Genomic DNA, 22065 nt, shown 5'->3' on the forward strand with positions numbered 1-22065 from the left:
GAACTTCTTTGCCAAGATTAAGCAGTATCGTGCGATTGCTACTCGCTATGATAAGTTAGCCCGTCATTTCTTGAGTGCTATTTATCTGGTTTCTTGTGTCATTTGGCTTAATTGATGACACGCCCTAAGTAGAATCTTGCTCAATCAATCAGTCCACGAGCCGAATAGAAGGCAGATGCCAGTCGAATCTGAGCGCGAGCATACGTACTGCAAAGATGACAAACAGCATAATAAATTCGTTGAGACTGGCGCCCACCCCAAAATACTGTAAGCATAAATAAGTCACAGACCCTGCAATACTGGCAGTAATATAAATCTCACGCTGTAGCACCAGCGGAATCTCATTACAGATGATATCACGTAGCAAACCACCGATAATGGCAGTCCAGACACCCATCATAATAGCGATCAGGGGAGACATGTCTAGGGTTAAGGCCACCTTAAAACCAATGACACTGAAGGCAGCCAGCCCAATGGCATCAAAGAGCTTTAACGCATTATCAATCTTATGATAAAGGTGAAAGAATATTTGTAAAATAAGAGAGGTCACCGTGATAACGATTACGTAATTAAGATCAGTCATCCAAAATAGAGGATGACGGTCGAGAGCCATATCACGTAATGTCCCACCGCCGATGGCATTGACCATTGCTACCAGAATACACCCAGCAATATCAAAGCCTTTATGCTGCGCAAGCAAAGTCCCTGCAATCGCGCAGGCAATAATGCCAACCATGTCCAATAAATATAATAGAATATCAGGAAAAATCAAAGCATTACCCATGGTTATAGTGCCAAATCGAGATCATCAAAGTGATAAGTGTTTTTTAGGTGGCTATTCAATGCATAAGTTTGACGAAAGAGGCGTAGTGTTACAGTGCCATTTAGCCGTCTTTTGCAAATAATATCAGCCCTACAATAATTAGCCCTATACCGACCAGTCCCATCGCCGAAGGTATGGCGTTATCTAACAGTAATATACCCCCAATCAAAGCAAAGATAACTTCACTGGCTTGGGTTGAGTCAACGCCTGCAACCTCGCTTGAAGTAACAGCTTGCTCGCGCGCATACAAAAATATAGTGGTCGCTGCCACGCCTGCTGATAGAGCAACGAGCAACGTATTGATTGTTTGTGAGGGGTGGGGCTGGTCAGGGCGCACTATAATGCCCAAAAACAGCCAAAATGGCAAACACCCAAGAGTCATTAGCCACACTTTGTTAAAGGCATTTTGCAGTAGCGTGGTTTCGATAGAAGGAATACGAGCAATTAGATTTTGTAGGGAGGAGGTTGCTGCAGTGTTGTCGCTTTGAAGTACGCTATCGAGGTCGGTAGCATCATATGTCGTAGTTGGTAAATCATAAGCTTCGGATATGAGCGGTTCACTCTGCTCACTGATATCAATATCAATACTAGCTTTTTGAGCGTTCAACTCTGCTGCCTTCTGTAATTCAGTATTGCGCCGGCGGGCATTATGAGAAGCCTGCCAAACCAGCTGGTTACCAATTGGGTAGCTAAAAGCAGCGATAAGAGCAGGTAGCGCACCGTAGAGCAGCATGTCAGACATGGGGACGGTGTCGGTTATAGAGGCAGCATGTAGACCTTCGCTGATATTGACGAGCGCCACACCGATAAAGACAATGACAGCATATACGATGAATTTTTTATCAAAGTGTTGACCAAATGCCAGTAGCACAAGCAAACTGGTGACGACGGTAAACATAAAGGTAGCTGCTACTACCCATCCTGCAACATGATCTGCGGCATAGCAAATACCGGTGTAAAACAGTCCAAACCCAATACTGCCAGTAATGCACCAAAAGCCCCAATGCTGTAGAAAAATATTCATTAGCGCTTTAATACGACCAAAGCCATGTTGCATCGTAATAACGGCGGTGATAATCAATAGCATAAAGACATAGCGTAGACTCGCTGACCAAAACCAATGTCCACCTGCGCTACTCATAAGCTCATTTAAGATAAATGTCGAGCTAAAAAACGCACCTGCTAGCAAGCCCAATAAAATGAGTTTGATCATACCGCTACCTTATCCATGGCACTTAACGTGTTCACACTTTCTATTTGTTACTTGCTGATAGTTACTTACCTTTGGCGTCTGCCCAAATGATTTTGTGCAATTGCAGCTGAAAGCGAACTGGCAAGGCATCAGCCAACATCCATTCTGCTAGCTCGCGCGCCAATACAGGTACTTCAAGGCTGAGCTGTCCATCGACATCATCTGCGACGTTAAACATTGGAGAAAACCATACCGTACCGACCAGTTCGTTTAGCTTATACTCGGTCAATTTAGCTTTTGCCCAGTCGTAATCTGTACGATTCATAATGACAAACTTGATTTGATCATGCTGAGTGAGATAGTCGAGATTTGACCACAGATTCTTATCGACTTCACCTGAGCTTGGCGTTTTGAGATCCATTACCTTACTGACTGCTGCTGGCACGTTTTCTAACGTGAGCGCGCCTGCAGTCTCAAGGGATATCTCATACCCATCGCTCAGCAAACGTTTCATCAATTCAATGGCATTTGGCTGTGCTAACGGCTCACCGCCAGTCAGACAGATGCGCTTGCACGGATAACCCTTGATGGTTTCTATGATGGTTTCTAATGATTGACGTTCGCCACCAGTAAAAGCATATTCGGTATCACAATAGACGCAGCGCAGCGGACAGCCCGTTAGACGTACAAATATCGTCGGCAAGCCTGAGGTGATTGCCTCACCTTGTAAGGAATAAAAAATCTCAGTCAGACGCAACCCTGCTTCAGGGTCAGTGACAGGGATAGCGGCGGTGCGTAATGATGATTCACTCATAATATTTCAAATACAGTTAAAGGTCGATAAGGCGATGAAGCGCTTATCAATCGTAATAAAAAGGCAGGGGATGGTACGAATGATTTTGTGTTTGTATAAAGACAAACTAAAAGAGGATTATAACGTAACGCGTTATATTAAGCTGCAAAAAAGATGCTGGAGTCACCCTCCAGCATCTTCATATAAAACAATATTATTCAATAAATAATGATACGTGCCAAATATTTAGGCTAGGCGTAATAGCTCATTTACTGATGTTTTTGCACGAGTTTGCGCGTCAACTTTTTTCACGATGATAGCAGCGTACAAGCTGTGCGTGCCATCTTCTGACGGTAAGCTACCTGGTACGACAACAGAACCTGCTGGTACACGGCCACGATGAATCTCGCCAGTCTCACGATCATAGATACGCGTCGATTGACCGATGTAGACACCCATAGAGATGACAGCGCCTTCTTCAACGATAACGCCTTCAACGATTTCAGAGCGCGCACCGATAAAGCAGTTGTCTTCGATGATGGTTGGGTTGGCTTGTAATGGCTCTAAAACACCGCCAATACCAACACCGCCTGATAGATGCACGTTTTTGCCGATTTGCGCACATGAGCCAACGGTCGCCCACGTATCAACCATCGCGCCTTGATCGACATACGCACCGATGTTGACGTATGATGGCATCAATACCGCACCCGCTGCGATATATGAACCTTTGCGAGCAACGGCTGGTGGTACCACACGGACGCCTGCTTCTTTAAACTGTGCTTCGGTCCAGTTAGCAAATTTAGTTGGTACTTTGTCATAGAACTGTACGTGTTCGCCAGCGGCTTGGACGTAGTTGTCGTTTAGACGGAAAGACAATAGTACGGCTTTTTTGGCCCACTGATTGACAACCCATTCGGCATCTTTCTTTTCTGCTACGCGCAGGCTACCGTTATCTAGTTGCTCAAGTACTTGATTGATAGCATCACGCACGTCTTGTGACATATTGGCTGGGCTGTATTCGTTGCGATTTTCAAATGCTTGTTCGATGGTTTGTTGTAATGACATAAAGGTTCCTAAAATGAATGAAAGGGAGGGTGATCTTAATGTTATGGTTAAAGACTTATATGACCCAGCCTAAAGAAAATTCAAGGTATGGCTTGGTCCAAAAACTTGCTTGCCGTATTGTCGCTAATTTGACCGCTTTTAGCAAACGCGTTGAGGGTCTTATTATGAAAATATTGAATGAGTTGTTTTCAGGTATCCTCTCAAAACAACTCATTTATCATGATTTAATCGTCTGTCGTGTTGGTCTCTATCCACTCTAAAATATCTTGATAAACGGTCTGTTTATCCTTTTCATGCAGCACTTCATGGCGCATATTAGGATACAGCTGAATATCGACATGACTGAAATGACGCTTGTCCAAACGCGTGACAACCCTACGTATACCGCGACCCATTTCGCCAATCGGATCATCTTCACCGCTGATAAATAGCATTGGGAAGTTTTTGGCAATAGTAGTAGCCCAATTTTTATTCAGCCCAGTATCCATAAGCGTAAACAATGTCATAAAGCCATTATTGGTAAAGTCAAAACCAGTCTTAGGATCGGCTTCATAGGCTTCAATGTTTGCGGTATTTTCACTGAGCCACGCAAACTGTGAGGACGAATTGCGATCAGGTAGTTGGCTGTTAAGGACTTTGTTCATCACCTTGGCAAAAACTGTATTCGGTTGTCTTGGGGCGACTCTGGCGAGTAGCTTGTTAATAGGTAATAACACCTTAGCTAGTGGGTTGGCGTCTGCGGAACCCATTAGAATGGCGCCTGTGAAATTATGCGCATGATGTTTAAGTACATTGCGCACGATAAATGAGCCCATCGAGTGACCCATCACAAAATGCGGGACGTCTGGATGACGGTCTTTTAGGCTATCGGCCATCACAATCACGTCTTTCAAAAGCGACTGTACCGGATGCTCTTCACCAAAAAACCCAAGATCGGCCTCAGTCTTGATAGTCTGTCCATGACCCAAATGGTCATAAGTCGCCACAGCGATACCATTGTCTGCTAAAAACTGTGCAAAATCGCTATAGCGCCCGCTGTGCTCTGCCATGCCATGCACAATCAGTAAAGTCGCGCTAATCTCGACGTCTTTGCTACTTGGTTCAAAAAAGTCATGGTGCAAGTAGTGAATATTGTCAGAAGACAAAATGTGATCGTTACTGGTATCGATGTTGGTACTCATGTAAGGTTCCTTGATTACTTATAATTTTCATTAACGGTTTTGACGATGTTTCTCAAATAATGTGTCAAGCAACGCAATTTATCATGCGGCTCTTATAATGTCCTATTGTACTGGGCGATGATAAATAATTTCATCTTATTTTATGATTTTAATTCAGTTATACAAAATATCGTTCTACTAATAACGGTTAACGCAGTGACTATGATTGAATCTGTATAAGTCACATGAATCACATAAGTCATTTACGCTCTTACTGTTTGCCCGCAATAGACTGGTCTTATTTATATGATACTTTTAAATGAGTTTTTAAAGTCATTTATATCAATCAACATTCAATCAAACACTAACAGCAACCAACCGCCTTGATAAAATCATCTATGACGAAATTTTCATCGAAAAAGACACTACTATTGGCAGGCGCAGGTCACGCTCACATTGGTATATTACGCCGACTTAGCGCCGCGCGTTTAAAGGATGCCGATACGATAGAGGCAGACATTCACTTAATTAGTGAGCAGCCGCAAACCATCTATTCTGGCATGTTACCGGGTTGGATGGCAGGGAATTATCAGCTGCATGATATCAGTATCGATATCAAATCGCTCTGTGTGCGAGCAGGTGTGCGCTTTATTCAGCAGTCGCTTGTACAAGTAAACGCAGCGTCAAATAAGGTGGTTACGACTGGCGATGAACAAACGAATTTTGATTACGATGTTTTGTCTTTAAATACGGGCGCAGATACAGACATGCGTTGGCTACGTGACCACAGTGGCTACAACGAGCATAAAAGCGATAGTGATGATAGTGATGTTGGCGCTGTTAATACCTATGCTAATACTGACGTGATTGCTATACGACCGTTATCAACATTTATCACTCAATGGCAGCAGATTCTAAAAGATACTCAACAGTCTGAAAGGTATCAATTGGCTATTATTGGGGCAGGAGCTGCGGCCATAGAGTTGGTCATGGCAGCCCAAGTCGCGCTACGGAACATCAACCGTAACCATCAGGTGACATTAGTATGCGGCGAGAATCTCTTGTCAGGGTTTAATTCGGGCTTTCGTCACCGAGTTGTTAAGCAGCTAGATCGTCATGGTATTACGGTAATTCGAGAACGAGCAACGGATTATCGCGATGGTAAATTATCGACCACCCATAAATTATTGCCAATGAATGCTGTCATCGCTGCGACTGGCGTCATAGGCTCGGCATGGACGGCTTCTACGGATTTGGAGATAGAAGGTAATGGGTTTGTCGCGGTAAACGATAAGCAGCAAAGTGTCTCTCATCCTAATGTGTTTGCGGTTGGTGATGTGGCGACACGAATCGATAAATACGTGGCGCATTCGGGGGTTCACTCAGTGCATGGCGGTGCTGTCGAAGCCGATAATTTGTTGGCTTATCTGGGTGACAACGTAATGAAAAGCTATCAGCCAAAATCACGCACGCTATATCTGCTGTCTTGCGGTGATAAATACGCCATTGGTAGTTGGGGTAATGTAAACCTACAAGGCCGCTGGGTATGGCATCTTAAGAAGTATATTGATAAGCGTTTTATCGAAGCTGATAAGGACTAACCAAGGTTAATGCTCATTTGGAATAAACCATAAAATCCATGTGATTAGTTGTCAATGCTTATTGATAATCAGGTATGATTGATTAGATAAACCGTAAAGTGAGCAATCAAGTTTTACGTTGTAAGTTTTGAAAATAAACAGTAAAAGCAATGCGCTATCTATGTTTTCTAATCTTTAATGTCACGTTGCTATCCTTTTTTAGTTGTACCGCTAACAGGATTTTAGACCACCATGAAATCAACTATCGAGCTACTTGAGCATACTGATTTTCCAGCGATAAAACGACGTCAATTGACGATATTACAAGTCAATATGGGCTACTTATGTAATATGTCCTGCGTGCACTGTCATGTGGCTGCTAGCCCCTATCGTACTGAAATGATGTCACGTGAGTTGGTTGAGCTGATACCAGAGATATTACAAGCACAAAACATCGATACACTTGATTTGACGGGCGGTGCGCCTGAAATGCATGAAGATTTTAAGTATTTGGTCAAGGCCGCTCGGGCATTAGGTGTCAAAGTAATAGACCGCTGTAACCTGACCATTCTGATGGAAGAGGGTTATGAGGATATGGCGCAGTTTTTAGCAGACAACCAAGTTGAAGTGGTGGCGTCTTTGCCTTGTTATTCCTTAGAAAATGTAGACAAACAGCGCGGCAAAGGTGCGTTTGATGACAGTATATTGGGGTTGCAGAAGCTCAATCAGCTGGGGTATGGCAAGCCTGATTCAAATTTAACATTAAACTTGGTTTACAACCCACAAGGCGCGACGCTGCCGCCCAATCAACAGCAGCTTGAAGCAGATTATAAGCGTGAGTTAAAAGCGCACTTTGATATCGAGTTTAATCATCTGTTTGCCCTAACCAATATGCCGATTCAGCGTTTTGGTGCGGTGCTATTGGCGAAAGACCAGTTCCACCCGTATATGGATTTGCTCAAAGCTAATTATATGGCTGCCAATTTGGCCGAGGTCATGTGCCGTTCGACCATTAGTGTCAATTGGTTGGGTGAGCTGTTTGATTGTGATTTCAATCAGCAGTTAGAGATACCTGTCCCCAACAAGGCACGGCGACACCTAAGTGATTTGTTAACGCAAAACCCGTCTGGTGATGCCATTGCCATTGCTGACCATTGCTATGGCTGTACAGCAGGACAGGGCAGTAGCTGTGGCGGCGCGTTAGAAGAAGAGACGGTAGAGCTAGCGTTGGCAGACACGCCTTAGCCGCTCTAATGTAAGTGCTTTTAATATAAGCACCTTAAACATAGATGTTTTAAGCCTAAACACTTTAAACATAGGTGCTTTTAGCATACGTAAAAATTTAGAGAAAAAACAATCAGTGTAAACGGAGTAAGTCCTATGTCAGTATTTAACTTTTCAGCGAAGACGTTTTTCGCCCAACCAGTGATTGCCACGACTATTTTATTAGCAAGCATGGCTGCTCATGCTGACTTCAACCATCAGAGCTGGGATAGCTTATTAAATAAGCATGTGACCATGACCAACGGTGGCAAAGCTTCAGTGGTCAATTATGCTGGCATGAAAGCAGATCAAAGTAAGCTGACAAGCTATCTGGAAGCGACGAGCAAGGTATCTCAATCAGAGTTCAATCGTTGGAGTAAAAACGAGCAGTTGGCATTTTTAATTAATGTTTACAACGCTGGTACGGTAGATTTGGTATTGACGGAATATCCAAACGTCAAATCTATCAAAGATATTGGCGGACTGTTTGGGTCACCATGGAAGCAAGAGTTTGTTTCGCTACTTGGTAAAACGCGCTCACTTGATGATATCGAGCACAACCTCATTCGTGGTTCTAAACGCTATAACGATCCGCGCATTCACTTTGCGGTCAATTGTGCCAGTATCGGTTGCCCTGCATTGCAAGATGATGCCTTTACCGGCAAGCGTTTAGACAGTCAGTTAGAGCAGGCAACGTCTAAGTTTTTAGCAGACAGTAGCCGAAACAGTCTTAAAGGCGATACGCTAAGAGTGTCACCAATTTTTAAATGGTATAAAGAAGACTTTGCAACCAATTGGCGCGGTACAAAAGATTTGGCAGGGTTTTTGGGTCGTTATAGCTCATCATTAGGATTGAGTAACGCTCAGACAGCGGATCTTAAACAAGGCAAGATAAAAATAAGCTATACCGATTACAACTGGAATTTGAATAAGAAATAAGCCAGTTTTTAATCTTAATCGCTGATTAATGTGACGGTATATCCATTGAAACTCTCCATCATTATTCCATTGTTAAATGAAGCGGACAACTTGCCTGAGCTTATGGCTCATATTGTTCGTCTCGATCCGGCACCGCAGCAAGTGATATTGGTCGATGGTGGCTCAGTGGATGGTTCGGTTGCTATCGCCGACAGTGTGCTCAAAAGTATAGAGGCTACCCAATCAGCTATCGACTGGCATATTATCGAATCTACGGTAGGACGCGCTCAGCAAATGAATGCGGGCGCTATGTTAGCAACAGGTGATGCGCTGCTATTTTTACATGCTGATACCGAGCTGCCAGCTGACGCGATAGACAACGTTCAACAGGCAGTAGCTCAGTATGACTGGGGACGTTTCGATGTGCGCTTAGACAGTCGTGAGCCATTGTTAAAAATCGTCGGATTAATAATAAACCAGCGCTCACGCTCAATGGGTATAGCTACTGGTGATCAAGCAATATTTATCAAAAAGTCCGTGTTTGAGCAGATTGGTGGCTATCCTGATCAGCCACTGATGGAAGATATCGAACTGTGTAAACGGCTAAAGAAAATTGCTCGACCAGCTTGTCTAAAGAGTAAAGTCACGACTTCAGCGCGGCGTTGGCAGCAGCATGGCACGTGGCGGACGATTTTTTTGATGTGGCATTTGCGCTTTGATTATTGGCGCGGCGTATCGCCTGACGTCTTAAAGCAACGCTACTATAAGCAGTGAAGTTGTTTGGTTTATAAATATGATAGACAAAAGAAGAAAGAGTTCGTCCTTGTACATTTGACCAATTGAGAGACCGTTATAGTGACAGCTGATTTATCTGCAAGACAGCAAGATACCTGCATCATTCTGTTTGCAAAATATCCAGCGCCTAATAAGGCGAAGACCCGTTTGCAGCCAGCGCTAGGGGTAGATGGCGCTGCACGTATGGCAAGGCAACTATTATTGCATAGTATTGAGCAGACCGTTGATACGGGCTTTTCCGTCGAGTTATGTGTGAGTCCAGCACCAACAGATCCATGTTGGCAAGCGCTTGATTTTCCTGACTCGTTGCGTTGGTCTGCGCAGGCCGACGGTGATTTGGGTTTACGTATGTTGATAGCCAGTCAGCAAGCATTGCAACGTTTTGACAAGGTTGTATTAATTGGTACGGACTGTCCTAGTCTTACGACAGCACGTATTCAGACAGCGATACAGCAGCTAAATCAACACGATGCGGTCATGATTCCAGCGACTGATGGTGGTTATGTACTGCTAGGGTTTAGACAAGTTAATGAAAGCCTGTTTTCGGACATTGTTTGGAGTACGGCTAGTGTAGCCGCTGTCACTGAGCAGCGCATGGCGGCATTAGGCTGGAGACTGGCATTATTTGACCCTTTGCATGATATTGATGAGCCTAAAGATTTAGTGCATTTACCGTCAAGCTGGCTAGATTCTCACGTCAATATTTAGGTTGATAATAGCTGATAAAGGATAATTGATAACTAGGTCAATAAACTCACTAACGTAGTTGCATATTCTAAGATGATTTACTAAGACTTTTAACTGGATGGCACATTCAATAAGGATATTGTTATGCATGACGTCGTGCAAAATTACTATGGAAAAGAGTTACAGAGTACCAATGATTTAAAGACTTCGGCTTGTTGTGATATTAGCAATATGCCTGAGTGGCTCAAGCCATTACTCGCAAACATTCACGATGAAGTATTGAGTCGCTATTACGGCTGCGGCCTGGTATGTCCAGCACTGCTTGAAGGCTGCCGAATTTTAGATTTGGGTAGTGGTTCAGGCCGAGATGTCTATGCATTGGCACAATTGGTTGGCGAGAGTGGGCACGTAGTCGGTGTTGATATGACCGATGAGCAGCTAGCCGTTGCCAAACAGCATCAAGCCTATCATGTCGAGAAGTTTGGCTATGATAATGTGACGTTTTTGCATGGCTATATCGAGAAACTAGATGAACTAGACCTTGAGGCTAATAGCTTTGATATCATCGTCTCAAACTGCGTTATCAATCTATCACCAGATAAAGCCGCGGTCATGGCCAGTGTGCAGCGTTTGCTGAAACCTGGTGGGGAGTTTTATTTTTCTGATGTCTATGCTGATCGCCGTATCCCGCAACACTTAATCGATGACCCAGTCTTATATGGCGAATGTTTGAGCGGTGCATTGTATTGGAAGGATTTTAACCGTTTGTCACGAGATGCAGGATTCTTAGACGTACGTTTGGTTGAAGATCGCCCACTTGAGATTACAGATCCTACATTGGCAGCCAAAATTGGTGATATTCAGTTTTTCTCTGCAACTTACCGCTTATTTAAAATTGACTCGCTTGAGGATGCTTGCGAAGATCATGGACAAGCGGTGATATATCAAGGAACTATCGAGCAGTCCCCGCATCGGTTTGATTTAGATAAACATCATGCTATCGAAGCTGGTCGGGTATTTCCAGTATGTGGCAATACGTTTCGCATGCTACAAGAGTCACGCTTTGCGCCGCATTTTGAGTTTATCGGTGATGACAGTCATCACTACGGTATTTTTGCGGGTTGCGGTGAGCTAATGCCATTTACTCAACCTATGATGTTAGCATCTGGTGCAGGTGGTTGTTGCTGATATCAAAGTGATGTATTTAGCATAAATTCAAATATACATGCTAAATTATAAGAAAGGCCATTATTTTAGATAATGGCCTTTTTTTGACTTGATTGAAGGCAGATTAAGACTAAACCGATTGAAAGTATTTAGTTCAAAATGGAAAAGACGCATTAAAGTCACGTTAGCAAGGCGGCCAATCTGATTTTGGTATGCTCGTCCATCGCATCTATAGGTGTGACCAATGCTTGTGCAAGAGCATTGTGAGCGATTGAGTCAGGTAGTTCAGCGGCAATCAAAGCAACAGCTTCTTTAATCACTTTTTGAGCATTGTCCGAATTTTTCATGAGGTTCTTTATAGCATAGTCGGCACTCACGGCTTCTTTCGTCGGATGCCAACAGTCGAAGTCTGTCACCAGAGCTAACGTGGCATAAGCAATACTGGCTTCACGAGCCAATTTAGCTTCTGGCATATTGGTCATGCCAATGATATCTGCCTGCATCTGACGATACCATTCTGACTCTGCCCGAGTTGAGAATTGAGGCCCTTCGATACAGACATAAGTTGCTTTAGAATGACTGCTACCTTCTGCAATATCTGCTTGGTCATAAGCGCGCGTCAATATGTCTGCTAGGGCAGGGCATAGTGGGTCTGCCATCGATACATGAGCGACGGCACCTTCACCAAAAAAGGTACTCACTCTCTGCTTGGTCATATCGATCATTTGATCAGGCACGACCATATCTAGTGGCTTAAGCGATTCTCGTAGAGAGCCAACTGCTGATACGGAGACGATATAGCGTACCCCAAGCGTTTTTAGCGCATAGATATTGGCTCGATAAGGCACTTCAGACGGGGTCAGTCTGTGGCCCTGACCATGCCGTGTTAGAAATGCGACTGTCACTCCCTCAAGCTCACCTAAGACAATATCATCAGATGGACTGCCATAAGGCGTCTGTATTGTCACACTGCGTTTGTTGGTCAGTGATGACATTTGGTAGAGACCGCTGCCACCGATGATAGCAATATCAGCAGATAACGTTGCCAGTACTTCCGTGTGGGGTATTGTCATAAGGACTATCCGAGTAGATTAATAAAAGAGAGACACAGACTAGTGCCATGTAACATCCTGAACCAAAAAATAGCTTAGACAAAATATAGCAGAACTTTTGCCCTTATAGTTATAAATCGAGATAGTTATAAATCGAGAGTCCTCATTAATTTGCTATATCTTAAAATTCCTAAGAAATAATGCGATATGACAATATTTGCCAGATATCGATAAAGGTTTACAATAGCGACAATTTTTGTTTTAATATTTATTAAATGAAACTTTGTTTCGCATAGCAAAACACATATATATATTAGCTCAATTAATGAATGACATATATTTTCTCTAATAGCTTTAAATATAAGGTATTGAAAGAAAAAGAGAAAGCAAGCTAAGGTTTATTTATTGATAGAATTACTATATTATTACTCGTCTGTAACGTATTTATGTATAAATACGGATATTGTTAAACGTACAAAATCGACCACTTCAAGGATGAATTCAATGCTTAATTCTTTAAAATCCCCATTACTTTTGTCAGCTATGTTGAGTGCTGCGTTAGGTCTAACTGCATGCTCATCTCCAAGCTCAGAGGGCAGTGATACTGCATCTGCAGATAGCGCGGCAACAGATACTGCAGCAGATAAGCTTGATACTAAGTTTTTGACCATCGCTACTGGTGGCGCGTCTGGCCCTTATAACATCATTGGTACTTCATTGTCTGAAGTCTATGTCAAAACCTTTGGCGTAAACTCAAAAACTCAAACCACTGGCGCATCAGTCGAAAACGTCAATCTATTGACCCAGGGCAAGGTCGACATGGTCTTGGCACTAAGTGACGTAGTGACAGATGCTGTCGAAGGTAAAAACAACTTTGAGCAGCCAATCACTAACATTCAGCAGATTGCTGTTTTGTACCCTAATGTGGTGCAAATCGTGACCTCGAAAAAATCTGGTATCAAAAACATTGAAGATTTACGAGGCAAGCGCATTGCGGTAGGCGATCAAGGTTCTGGTACAGAAGTGAATGCTCGTACTTTACTAGAAGGGTTTGGTATCACGTATGATGATGTCACCGTTGATTATCTAGGCTTTGCTGAAGCTGCTGATGGTATGAAAGCAGGTAAGATTGAAGCGGCATTCTTTAGTAGTGGCCTACCAAACTCATCTTTGATGGAGTTAGAGCAGGGCTTAGATTTACAGATTGTCACTATCAACCAAGACAAGCTAAAAGAAATCATCGCGACCAAGCCTTACTTCAAAACCTTTGAGATTCCTGCTGGCACTTATGGCAACGAAACAGCCGTACCAACTGCAGCAATTATGAATGCACTATTGGTTAGCTCTGATCTATCTGAAGCGGATGGTTATAAACTAACCAAAGCATTATTCGATAATTTAGATGGTCTAAAAACAGCTCACCAAGCGGCCAATGATATCAGTCTAGAAACCGCTCGTGATGGCATGGTAGCCCCAATCCATCCTGGAGCTAAAAAGTACTATGACGAACAAGCAGCCAAGTAATTCATTATGGTTATCAACTGGCGCGGCATTTATTGCAGCGCTGGTTTTTTTTACGCTATGGTTAGGCTCTACGCTTCAGTCTGTCGTTGAAGTGCGAGTCGCAGGCGTAGACGGTGCTGATGATAAGGTTTGTTATTTCACTGAGCCTGATTTTCAGCTACGTTGGATACATTCTGTAGAAAAACAGTGGTGGGAAGAGCAGTATCAACGCATAGATGGCAGCAGTACAGAAGGTGCGGAGCTGTTACTGACCACGACCTATTTTGAAGCGTTCGGTGCGGGGACACCCTCCACCGAAATGCTCGCTCCTATACAAAAGCCTGGCTATCTGGGTTATCAAATCAACGAAAAACTGCCTCGCCTTAATTGGGTCGTATCTAGACTGACCAAAGGTGAAATGGATTATGGTGGTCATCGTTTCTTGATTCACCAGTGGGTGCCAGACTATTCTGAAGTGGTGATCATGCCTAAGACGTATGATTTAATTGATAGATTTAAAAAGGACTTTTGTCATGAACTCCCAAGTGACGGATCAAGGTAGTGTGACTACCATGCCAGATGCTCAAGTTGATAACGATGCTGAGGCGGATGCGGTCAACCGAGCAGTATTGGAAAAATATGACCGAGAGTCAATCACGCGTCATATCACTCAAGGACCAGTGAAGTATTTTATCGCTGGCATTTGTATACTCTATTCACTGTTTCATTTATATATCACTTTTAATCCAATGCCAGCACTGTTACAGCGCTCTGTGCACGTGGGTATTGGTTTTGCATTGATATTCCTAATTTTTCCAGCCAGCAAAAAAAGCAGCCGCAAGCGAGTGGCATGGTATGACTGGATTTGGTTTGCCCTGTCTCTATCCGGTATGGGCTATCTCATCTATGAATATCAAGATATCGTGACCTCGCGTGGCGGTATGGCCAATCAGGTCGATGTGATATTTTCCTTGATTACGGTAGTCTGCGTACTAGAAGGCAGTCGCCGTATCACTGGTTGGATTTTACCAATCTTGGCAGGTATATTTTTGGCCTATCCATTTGTCAGTCATTTAGATTTTATGCCTGATAGGCTTTTGACTCGTCCTTATGATATGGGTGATATTTTTGGTCAATTGTTCTTAAAAACAGAAGGTTTATATTCTGTCGCGATTGGGGCATCGGTAACATTCATTTTCTTATTCATTCTCTTTGGTGCATTCTTAGCACGTTCGGGAATGGGGCAGTTATTTAATGATTTGGCATTGGCCATCGCTGGTCATAAGAAGGGCGGCCCTGCAAAAGTAGCAGTCATCTCTAGTGGCTTTATGGGCAGTATCAACGGCTCAGCTTTATCAAATGTGGTTAGTACGGGTGCTTTTACCATTCCGTTGATGAAAAAGGTTGGCTATCACAAAGATTTCGCAGGTGCGGTTGAGGCCAGTGCTTCGGTTGGTGGACAGATCTTGCCTCCGATTATGGGTGCTAGTGCCTTTATTATGGCTGAGACAACAGGCTTGCCGTATAGCACGATTGCCTTAGCAGCATTATTGCCAGCGATATTATACTACTTAGGTGTCATTGCACAGGTGCATTTCCGAGCTGGACGTCGCGATCTAAAAGGTATTGCTAAAGAAAATTTACCAGCGGTAAAAGAAGTATTAAAAGCCCGCGGTCACATGCTATTGCCGATTGTCTTCTTGATTTTCTTATTAATCAGAAACGTACCTGTGGGATATGCAGCAGCTTATACCATTGGCTTTACCGTTGTGATCAGTATGCTTCGTGCCGAAACGCGCATGAGTTTTTCTGATATTTTGGGCGCATTAGAAGATGGTGCGCGCCAGTCATTAGCGGTTATGGCGGCTTGTGCGGTCGTCGGTATTATCATTGGGGTTGTGAGTCTGACCAGCTTTGGTACGGTGATGACATCATCTATCGTCACGCTAGGCGCAGGATCATTATTCTTTACGCTTATCTTAACGATGTTGGCATCAATGGTTTTGGGCATGGGACTGCCATCTATTCCTGCCTATATCATTACGGCGACGATGGCGGCGCCAGCATTAGCTGGTTTTGATATTCCAATTTTGTCAGCGCATATGTTTGTTTTTTATTTTGGTATTTTTGCCAATATTACCCCGCCTGTTTGTCTTGCAGCCTTTGCGGGTGCAGGTATATCGGGCGGCGATCCGATGAAGACAGGATTCTTGTCGCTCAAGCTGGCACTCGCTGGATTTATCGTACCGTTTATGTTTATCTATAATCCTACGATGCTGATGATTGACCCCACTGATCTTGCTGTTACGGCAAAAGACTTCCCGCTACCGCCTATTGTAGATATCATTACAGTAGTAGTGACTTCGATTACTGGTGTCATTGCACTAAGCTCAGCACTTGAGGGGTACTTCAGAGGCGAGATGAATACGGTGACTCGTGTCATCTTAGCTATTGGCGCTTTGTTACTGATTTACCCTGAAATGATCACGGGCATCGTAGGAGGAGTTATTGTCCTCGGTATTGCTGCATTCAATATAAAAACAGCTGGAAAGCCAACGCCAACTTTAACCGTGTAAAGTATTGGATTTGAATTCTTCGTAAATCTAACAAAGCTAAAAAAAGGGTGAATAACAAATCTGTTATTCACCCTTTTTAATATTCTTAAGAGATGTTCTAGCGGCTGTTGTTCGCAACTACTTTCACCTCACTTGATTGCTAAATTAGCAGCCAAGTTTACCTTCAGCTTCTAATGCTTTTTTGCTACGGATAGGTGCTGGGCAATCTTCGCCATAGTACTGACGATCTGCAAAGTAGCTTGAGCGTACCATTGGGCCTGCCCAAATACTAAAGAAGCCAATCTTTTTACCGTAGTCCATATAGCGTTGGAACTCATCTGGATGAACATAACGATCGACAGGCGCGTGGTTTTTGCTAGGCTGTAGATACTGACCGATAGTGATCATATCTACATCATGAGCTTTTAGATCATCGAGTAGGGCATAGATCTCTTCTTCTGTCTCGCCAAGACCAACCATAAAGCCGCACTTGGTGGCGATATCAGGACGACGCTCTTTATAAATCTTAAGCAAATCTAGTGAATGCTGATAGTCAGAACCTGGACGGAAGGCCTTGTATAGACGTGGCACCGTTTCGATGTTGTGGTTAAACACATCTGGTGCAGTCTCTGTCAATAAATCCAAAGCGATATCCATACGACCACGGAAATCTGGTACTAGGATTTCAATCAAGCAGTTTGGGCTAAGTGCTCTTGACTCGTTTAGGACTTCCACAAAATGTCCAGCACCGCCGTCTTTTAAATCATCGCGATCGACAGAGGTGATTACAGCATACTTAAGCTGTAGACCTTGAATCGTCTCAGCGGTATGACGCGGCTCATCCTTGTCTAGCTCATTAGGACGACCATGGCCTACATCACAGAACGGGCAGCGACGCGTACAAATATCACCCATGATCATAAAGGTGGCTGTACCATCAGCGAAGCACTGTGGCAGGTTAGGGCAGGCCGCTTCTTCACAGACGGTATAAAGCTTTTGCTCACGTAAGGTTGCTTTGATACGAGCAACTTCAGCAGGCGAGGACATTTTTACCCGAATCCAATCAGGCTTTTTCTTTGCCTCGACAGTCGGGATCACTTTAATTGGGATACGGGCAACTTTGTCATAGCCACGTAGCTTTTCGCCTTGGATGGCTTTTTTTGGTTTGGCCTTAGCAGCAGGTACATGTGTTTGTACGGCAGTTGTCATAATAGAGTTATCTCTTAACCCTTTATATTATAAGGGTTTATGGAATTATCAGAATGTTTTATGAGTGTAGATATTATAGCAGAAATTTGGTCGTCAATTTTTAAACAATATTGTTAAGATTACTATGATTGCTCGGACGACCATAGTTTTAAATATCTATATCGATTTCCAACTCATTCAGTATATCTATGGCAGCGCGAAATGCTTCTTGTGTGGCAGGTGCACCGCAGTACGGCAAGCTATGCATCAGCACTTCGCGAATCTCAGCGACACTGGCCCCGTTGTTAATGGCACCGCGTATATGTCCTTTCAACTCATTTGGGCTTTTTTGGGCAATTAAAAAGGCAATAGTGATTAATGAGCGATACTTACGAGGTAATACTGAGTCATCTTGCCAAGTGCTGCCCCAAGCGTGTTCAATAATCCAGTCTTGCAGCGGTTGGGTAAATCCTGTGGCAGCATCAAGCGAGCGTTTGACATGCTGCTTACCCATGACCTCAGTGCGTACCTTGAGACCATTGTCATAGTTGGAGTTGTTGTCCGTATTGCTATCAGTCATATCGTCGTCCTTAATGTTTTTACTAAAATGTTTTTATCAAATTGACTGTTAATAAATCGAAGTTGCTACATTTTTTTAAGCGAAATTTTATCGAAGTTGTTTCTTACAAAATCGTATATCAGTCATATGGTGTCTGCTCAGTCATAAAGCAAGCGCTGATTGATAAGCGTAATCAGGCAAATGCCAGTTATAATGAACGCTACAATCATATTATTGATGGCACTATTTTTATAATAAATGTTCAATATGGCCTTACTATGCGCCTTTTCAGGGCTGAGCCATTAACATTTAAAGCGTTTTAAGCTATGATTGCACGGATAATTATTCCCTATAGTATATGGACGCAGGCGGTCATGCTGACTACCCACGTAATGTGCTAAACCCCAACTGACGAGGACGACTATTGTGTTAGAAGCTTATCGTAAACATGTCGAAGAACGTGCTGAGCTAGGAACGGTTCCGCTACCATTGAACGAAAAACAAGTAGCAGAGTTGGTTGAATTACTAAAGAACCCGCCAGCAGGCGAAGATGCATTTTTGATGAACTTGCTAGAAAACCGTATCCCTGCTGGTGTTGACCAAGCAGCCTACGTGAAAGCGGCATTTTTGGCAGCGATCTTAAAAGGTGAGACATCTTCACCATTGATCAGCAAGCAAAAAGCGGTTCAAATTTTAGGTACGATGCAAGGTGGCTACAACGTTCAGCCATTGGTTGCTGCCCTTGATGACAGCGAAGTTGCACAAGACGCTGCTGAAGCATTAAAGAAAACTTTGCTAGTATTTGACGCATTCAATGACGTGACTGAAAAAGCTGAAGCGGGCAATACCATTGCTAAAGAAGTGGTACAGTCTTGGGCTGACGCAGAATGGTTCTTGAACCGCCCTGAAGTACCAAAGAAAACCACTTACACGACGTTTAAAGTCACTGGCGAAACCAACACGGATGACTTGTCTCCAGCGCAAGACGCATGGAGCCGTCCTGATATCCCATTGCATTCATTAGCCATGCACAAAAACTCTCGCGACGGCATCAATGCTGACGACGAGGGCGTTGTTGGTCCAATGAAGCAAATCGAAGCATTGAAAGAAAAAGGCCATCCGCTAGCCTATGTTGGTGACGTGGTTGGTACGGGTTCTAGCCGTAAGTCTGCCACCAACTCAGTATTGTGGCTCATGGGCGAGGACATTCCTAACGTGCCAAACAAACGTGGTGGCGGTCTAGTACTAGGTAACAATATCGCTCCGATTTTCTTCAATACGATGGAAGATTCTGGCGCATTGCCAATCGAAAAAGTGGCGGTTGATAACCTAAATATGGGTGATGTGTTTGATATCTACCCACATGATGGCAAAATCACCAAGCATGACTCTGATGAAGTTCTATCAACGTTTACGCTAAGCTCACCTACGTTGCTTGACGAAGTGCGTGCTGGTGGCCGTATTCCATTGATCGTTGGTCGTGGTTTGACGAACCGTGCTCGTGAATATATGGGTCTTGGTCATTCTGACGTATTTGCTAAGCCAGAAGAGCCAGCTGATACGGGTAAAGGCTTCACTCTAGCGCAGAAAATGGTCGGTAAAGCATGTGGCTTAGAAGGCGTACGTCCAGGTATGTACTGTGAGCCTAAGATGACTACGGTCGGTTCTCAGGATACGACTGGTCCAATGACGCGTGATGAGCTAAAAGACTTGGCATGTTTGGGTTTCCAAGCAGACCTAGTGATGCAGTCATTCTGTCATACTGCGGCTTATCCAAAGCCAGTTGACGTTGAGACTCAGCACACACTACCTGACTTTATTATGAACCGTGGCGGCGTAAGCTTACGTCCAGGCGATGGTATCATCCACTCATGGTTGAACCGTATGCTACTTCCAGATACCGTTGGTACTGGCGGTGACTCGCATACTCGTTTCCCAATGGGTATCTCGTTCCCAGCGGGTTCTGGTCTAGTTGCTTTCGCAGCGGCAACTGGTGTGATGCCACTTGATATGCCTGAATCTGTCCGTGTTCGTTTTGTTGGTGAGCGTCAGCCTGGTATCACCTTGCGTGACCTCGTACATGCGATTCCTTATCAAGCGATCAAAGAAGGTTACTTGACGGTTGATAAGAAAGGTAAAATCAACGAGTTCAACGGCCGTATTCTTGAAATCGAAGGTCTAGAAGATTTGACCGCTGAGCAAGCGTTTGAATTGTCTGATGCCTCAGCTGAGCGTAGTGCTGCTGGTTGTACCATCACTTTGTCTGAAGCATCAGTGACTGAGTACCTAAACTCAAACATCACGCTGCTTAAGTGGATGATCTCAGAAGGCTATGGCGATGCACGTACGATTAGCCGCCGTGTTGAGCAAATGCAAGAGTGGTTGGCTAATCCAAGCCTCATGCGTGCTGATGATGATGCTGAATATGCTATCGACATCACTATCGATATGAGCGAAATCAAAGAGCCTATCCTGTGCTGCCCGAACGATCCAGATGATGCAAAAACGCTAGCAGACGTGGCTGGTGATACGATTGATGAAGTATTCATTGGTTCATGTATGACTAACATCGGTCACTTCCGTGCCGCTGGTAAATTGCTACAAGACGTACCAGCAGGTAGCTTGAAGACTCGTTTATGGATTGCACCACCTACTAAGATGGATGCACGTCAGTTGATGGAAGAAGGTTACTACAACATCTATGCACAAGCCGGCGCTCGTACTGAAATGCCAGGTTGTTCACTATGTATGGGTAACCAAGCACGTATCGCACCGAAATCTACTGCGGTATCGACCTCAACTCGTAATTTCCCGAACCGTCTAGGTCAAGGCGCTAACGTATACCTAGCTTCTGCTGAGCTTGCAGCAGTCGCAGCGGTACTTGGTAAATTGCCGACTAACGATGAGTATCAGCAGTATGCTGGCATGCTAAACAGCATGGGTGATGAAGTCTATCAATACATGAACTTCGACCGTATGGAAGACTATACTGAAGAAGCAGACAAGATTAACGTTGCTCAGTTGACCTAATCTTGGTTGCAGCTTAAGCAAAACGTTTTTAAGCTTTAATTATAGAATAACCCCGTATCGTCATGATGCGGGGTTTTTTATTGATGAGTCTAAGAAAACTAGTATTCATTTACAAACTTTTATTGAGTATCTATAATAAAAGCCAAGTGTTGATAATTTTCAATGACGATTTCTACTTTTCACGACTGAGATAAAAAGCCCTATGGAAAATAATATCAAGCTCGATAAAGCGACACCGCCGCCATTGCCTAGAGCTACGGTGGCTAATAATCATAGTGCTGAGCCGCCATTGCCTAGAGCTACGGTGGCTAATAATCATAGTGCTGAAGCAAATTATGGCATCATTGACTGGTTTAAAAAGGGCATGAGAAATTACACGAATTTTTCTGGCCGTGCTCGCCGTAAAGAATATTGGTATTTCTTTCTAGTACAAATGGGAGTGATGATCGTTGCAATGCTGCTAGATGCATTAATATTCAGCTCAGAGACAGGTTTATTTTACATAGTAGCGGCACTTGGTTTATTTCTGCCTGGTCTTGCCGTGACTATCCGTCGCTTACATGATACTAGCCGCTCAGGATGGTGGTTTTTGATAGGGATAGTACCACTGATAGGCTCTATTATATTACTGGTATTTCTAGCGAGTGATACCAAGCCTGAAACCAATAAATGGGGTCTACCGGCAAAATAGTCCGGTTAGAACAGGCGATAATTGTTAATAAAACGGCCTAC

20 protein-coding genes are annotated in these 22065 nt (G+C 43.8%); 12 read left to right on the top strand and 8 right to left on the bottom strand.

Going from position 1 to position 22065, the window contains the following annotated elements:
• On the top strand, nt 1–115 hold a 115-nt coding region (locus tag JMX91_RS10975), incomplete at its 5' end, for a transposase (RefSeq protein WP_201547709.1).
• A gap of 33 nt (nt 116–148) precedes the next feature.
• Here the strand turns inward: JMX91_RS10975 and JMX91_RS10980 are convergent.
• The 5 genes from JMX91_RS10980 to JMX91_RS11000 all read right to left on the bottom strand — a co-directional run bounded on the left by JMX91_RS10980 (nt 149) and on the right by JMX91_RS11000 (nt 5057).
• Nucleotides 149–784: a trimeric intracellular cation channel family protein gene (locus JMX91_RS10980; RefSeq protein ID WP_201549133.1), complete on the bottom strand. Its 636-nt coding sequence runs from the start codon at nt 782–784 to the stop codon at nt 149–151.
• A 100-nt stretch (nt 785–884) separates the two neighbouring features.
• Nucleotides 885–2036: a multidrug resistance efflux transporter family protein gene (locus tag JMX91_RS10985; RefSeq protein ID WP_201549134.1), complete on the bottom strand. Its 1152-nt coding sequence runs from the start codon at nt 2034–2036 to the stop codon at nt 885–887.
• 61 nt (nt 2037–2097) lie between these two features.
• Nucleotides 2098–2829 carry a 7-carboxy-7-deazaguanine synthase QueE gene (gene queE / locus JMX91_RS10990; protein WP_201549135.1) on the bottom strand — a complete coding sequence of 244 codons (732 nt, stop codon included), beginning with the start codon at nt 2827–2829 and terminating at the stop codon, nt 2098–2100.
• A 225-nt stretch (nt 2830–3054) separates the two neighbouring features.
• On the bottom strand, nt 3055–3876 hold the full coding sequence (gene dapD / locus JMX91_RS10995; RefSeq protein ID WP_201549136.1) for a 2,3,4,5-tetrahydropyridine-2,6-dicarboxylate N-succinyltransferase: 822 nt from the start codon (nt 3874–3876) through the stop codon (nt 3055–3057).
• Between the two features lie 224 nt (nt 3877–4100).
• The gene (locus JMX91_RS11000; protein ID WP_057760879.1) at nt 4101–5057 is read right to left on the bottom strand and encodes an alpha/beta fold hydrolase; all 957 of its coding nucleotides are present in this window, start codon (nt 5055–5057) and stop codon (nt 4101–4103) included.
• Nucleotides 5058–5434: 377 nt separating this feature from the next.
• On the opposite strand from JMX91_RS11000, the gene JMX91_RS11005 reads away from it, so the two are divergent.
• The 6 genes from JMX91_RS11005 to JMX91_RS11030 all read left to right on the top strand — a co-directional run bounded on the left by JMX91_RS11005 (nt 5435) and on the right by JMX91_RS11030 (nt 11467).
• On the top strand, nt 5435–6637 hold the full coding sequence (locus JMX91_RS11005) for an FAD-dependent oxidoreductase (RefSeq protein WP_201549138.1): 1203 nt from the start codon (nt 5435–5437) through the stop codon (nt 6635–6637).
• 231 nt (nt 6638–6868) lie between these two features.
• Complete coding sequence (gene arsS, locus JMX91_RS11010) at nt 6869–7861, top strand: arsenosugar biosynthesis radical SAM (seleno)protein ArsS (RefSeq protein WP_201549140.1); 993 nt, start codon at nt 6869–6871, stop codon at nt 7859–7861.
• Between the two features lie 135 nt (nt 7862–7996).
• Nucleotides 7997–8818 carry a DUF547 domain-containing protein gene (locus tag JMX91_RS11015; RefSeq protein WP_201549142.1) on the top strand — a complete coding sequence of 274 codons (822 nt, stop codon included), beginning with the start codon at nt 7997–7999 and terminating at the stop codon, nt 8816–8818.
• Between the two features lie 45 nt (nt 8819–8863).
• Nucleotides 8864–9571, top strand: a complete 708-nt coding sequence (locus tag JMX91_RS11020) for a TIGR04283 family arsenosugar biosynthesis glycosyltransferase (RefSeq protein ID WP_227679388.1) — start codon at nt 8864–8866, stop codon at nt 9569–9571.
• An 81-nt stretch (nt 9572–9652) separates the two neighbouring features.
• Nucleotides 9653–10300 (top strand): TIGR04282 family arsenosugar biosynthesis glycosyltransferase, encoded by a 648-nt coding sequence (locus JMX91_RS11025; RefSeq protein ID WP_201549146.1) that lies wholly within the window; start codon nt 9653–9655, stop codon nt 10298–10300.
• A 123-nt stretch (nt 10301–10423) separates the two neighbouring features.
• A complete protein-coding gene (locus tag JMX91_RS11030) occupies nt 10424–11467 on the top strand; it encodes a methyltransferase domain-containing protein (RefSeq protein WP_201549148.1) in 1044 nt (347 codons plus the stop codon).
• A 158-nt stretch (nt 11468–11625) separates the two neighbouring features.
• Here JMX91_RS11030 and mtnP read toward each other — a convergent pair whose 3' ends face one another.
• The gene (mtnP, locus tag JMX91_RS11035; RefSeq protein WP_201549150.1) at nt 11626–12519 is read right to left on the bottom strand and encodes an S-methyl-5'-thioadenosine phosphorylase; all 894 of its coding nucleotides are present in this window, start codon (nt 12517–12519) and stop codon (nt 11626–11628) included.
• A 483-nt stretch (nt 12520–13002) separates the two neighbouring features.
• Here mtnP and JMX91_RS11040 point away from each other — a divergent pair, with 483 nt between their 5' ends.
• From JMX91_RS11040 to JMX91_RS11050, 3 genes are read left to right on the top strand one after another with little or no spacing between them, the layout of a single operon-like run.
• Complete coding sequence (locus JMX91_RS11040; protein ID WP_057760864.1) at nt 13003–14022, top strand: TAXI family TRAP transporter solute-binding subunit; 1020 nt, start codon at nt 13003–13005, stop codon at nt 14020–14022.
• Nucleotides 14000–14563, top strand: coding sequence for a DUF1850 domain-containing protein (locus JMX91_RS11045; RefSeq protein WP_102092890.1), 564 nt, complete (start codon nt 14000–14002; stop codon nt 14561–14563). Before JMX91_RS11040 ends, JMX91_RS11045 begins: the two co-directional genes overlap by 23 nt.
• Nucleotides 14564–14573: 10 nt before the next feature.
• Nucleotides 14574–16577, top strand: a complete 2004-nt coding sequence (locus JMX91_RS11050) for a TRAP transporter permease (RefSeq protein ID WP_201549173.1) — start codon at nt 14574–14576, stop codon at nt 16575–16577.
• Nucleotides 16578–16721: 144 nt separating this feature from the next.
• Here JMX91_RS11050 and lipA read toward each other — a convergent pair whose 3' ends face one another.
• Both lipA and JMX91_RS11060 read right to left on the bottom strand, forming a co-directional pair.
• On the bottom strand, nt 16722–17765 hold the full coding sequence (gene lipA / locus JMX91_RS11055; protein ID WP_057760861.1) for a lipoyl synthase: 1044 nt from the start codon (nt 17763–17765) through the stop codon (nt 16722–16724).
• A gap of 148 nt (nt 17766–17913) precedes the next feature.
• The gene (locus JMX91_RS11060) at nt 17914–18324 is read right to left on the bottom strand and encodes a carboxymuconolactone decarboxylase family protein (RefSeq protein WP_201549151.1); all 411 of its coding nucleotides are present in this window, start codon (nt 18322–18324) and stop codon (nt 17914–17916) included.
• A gap of 405 nt (nt 18325–18729) precedes the next feature.
• Between JMX91_RS11060 and acnB the strand changes: the two genes are divergently transcribed.
• Entirely contained in the window at nt 18730–21333 is a 2604-nt protein-coding gene (acnB, locus tag JMX91_RS11065; RefSeq protein WP_201549152.1) for a bifunctional aconitate hydratase 2/2-methylisocitrate dehydratase, read from the top strand.
• 202 nt (nt 21334–21535) lie between these two features.
• A complete protein-coding gene (locus tag JMX91_RS11070) occupies nt 21536–22024 on the top strand; it encodes a DUF805 domain-containing protein (RefSeq protein ID WP_201549153.1) in 489 nt (162 codons plus the stop codon).
• Nucleotides 22025–22065 lie beyond the last annotated feature (41 nt).

Origin of the sequence: Psychrobacter sp. Pi2-1 (assembly GCF_904846645.1) — a bacterium.
Lineage (GTDB): Bacteria > Pseudomonadota > Gammaproteobacteria > Pseudomonadales > Moraxellaceae > Psychrobacter.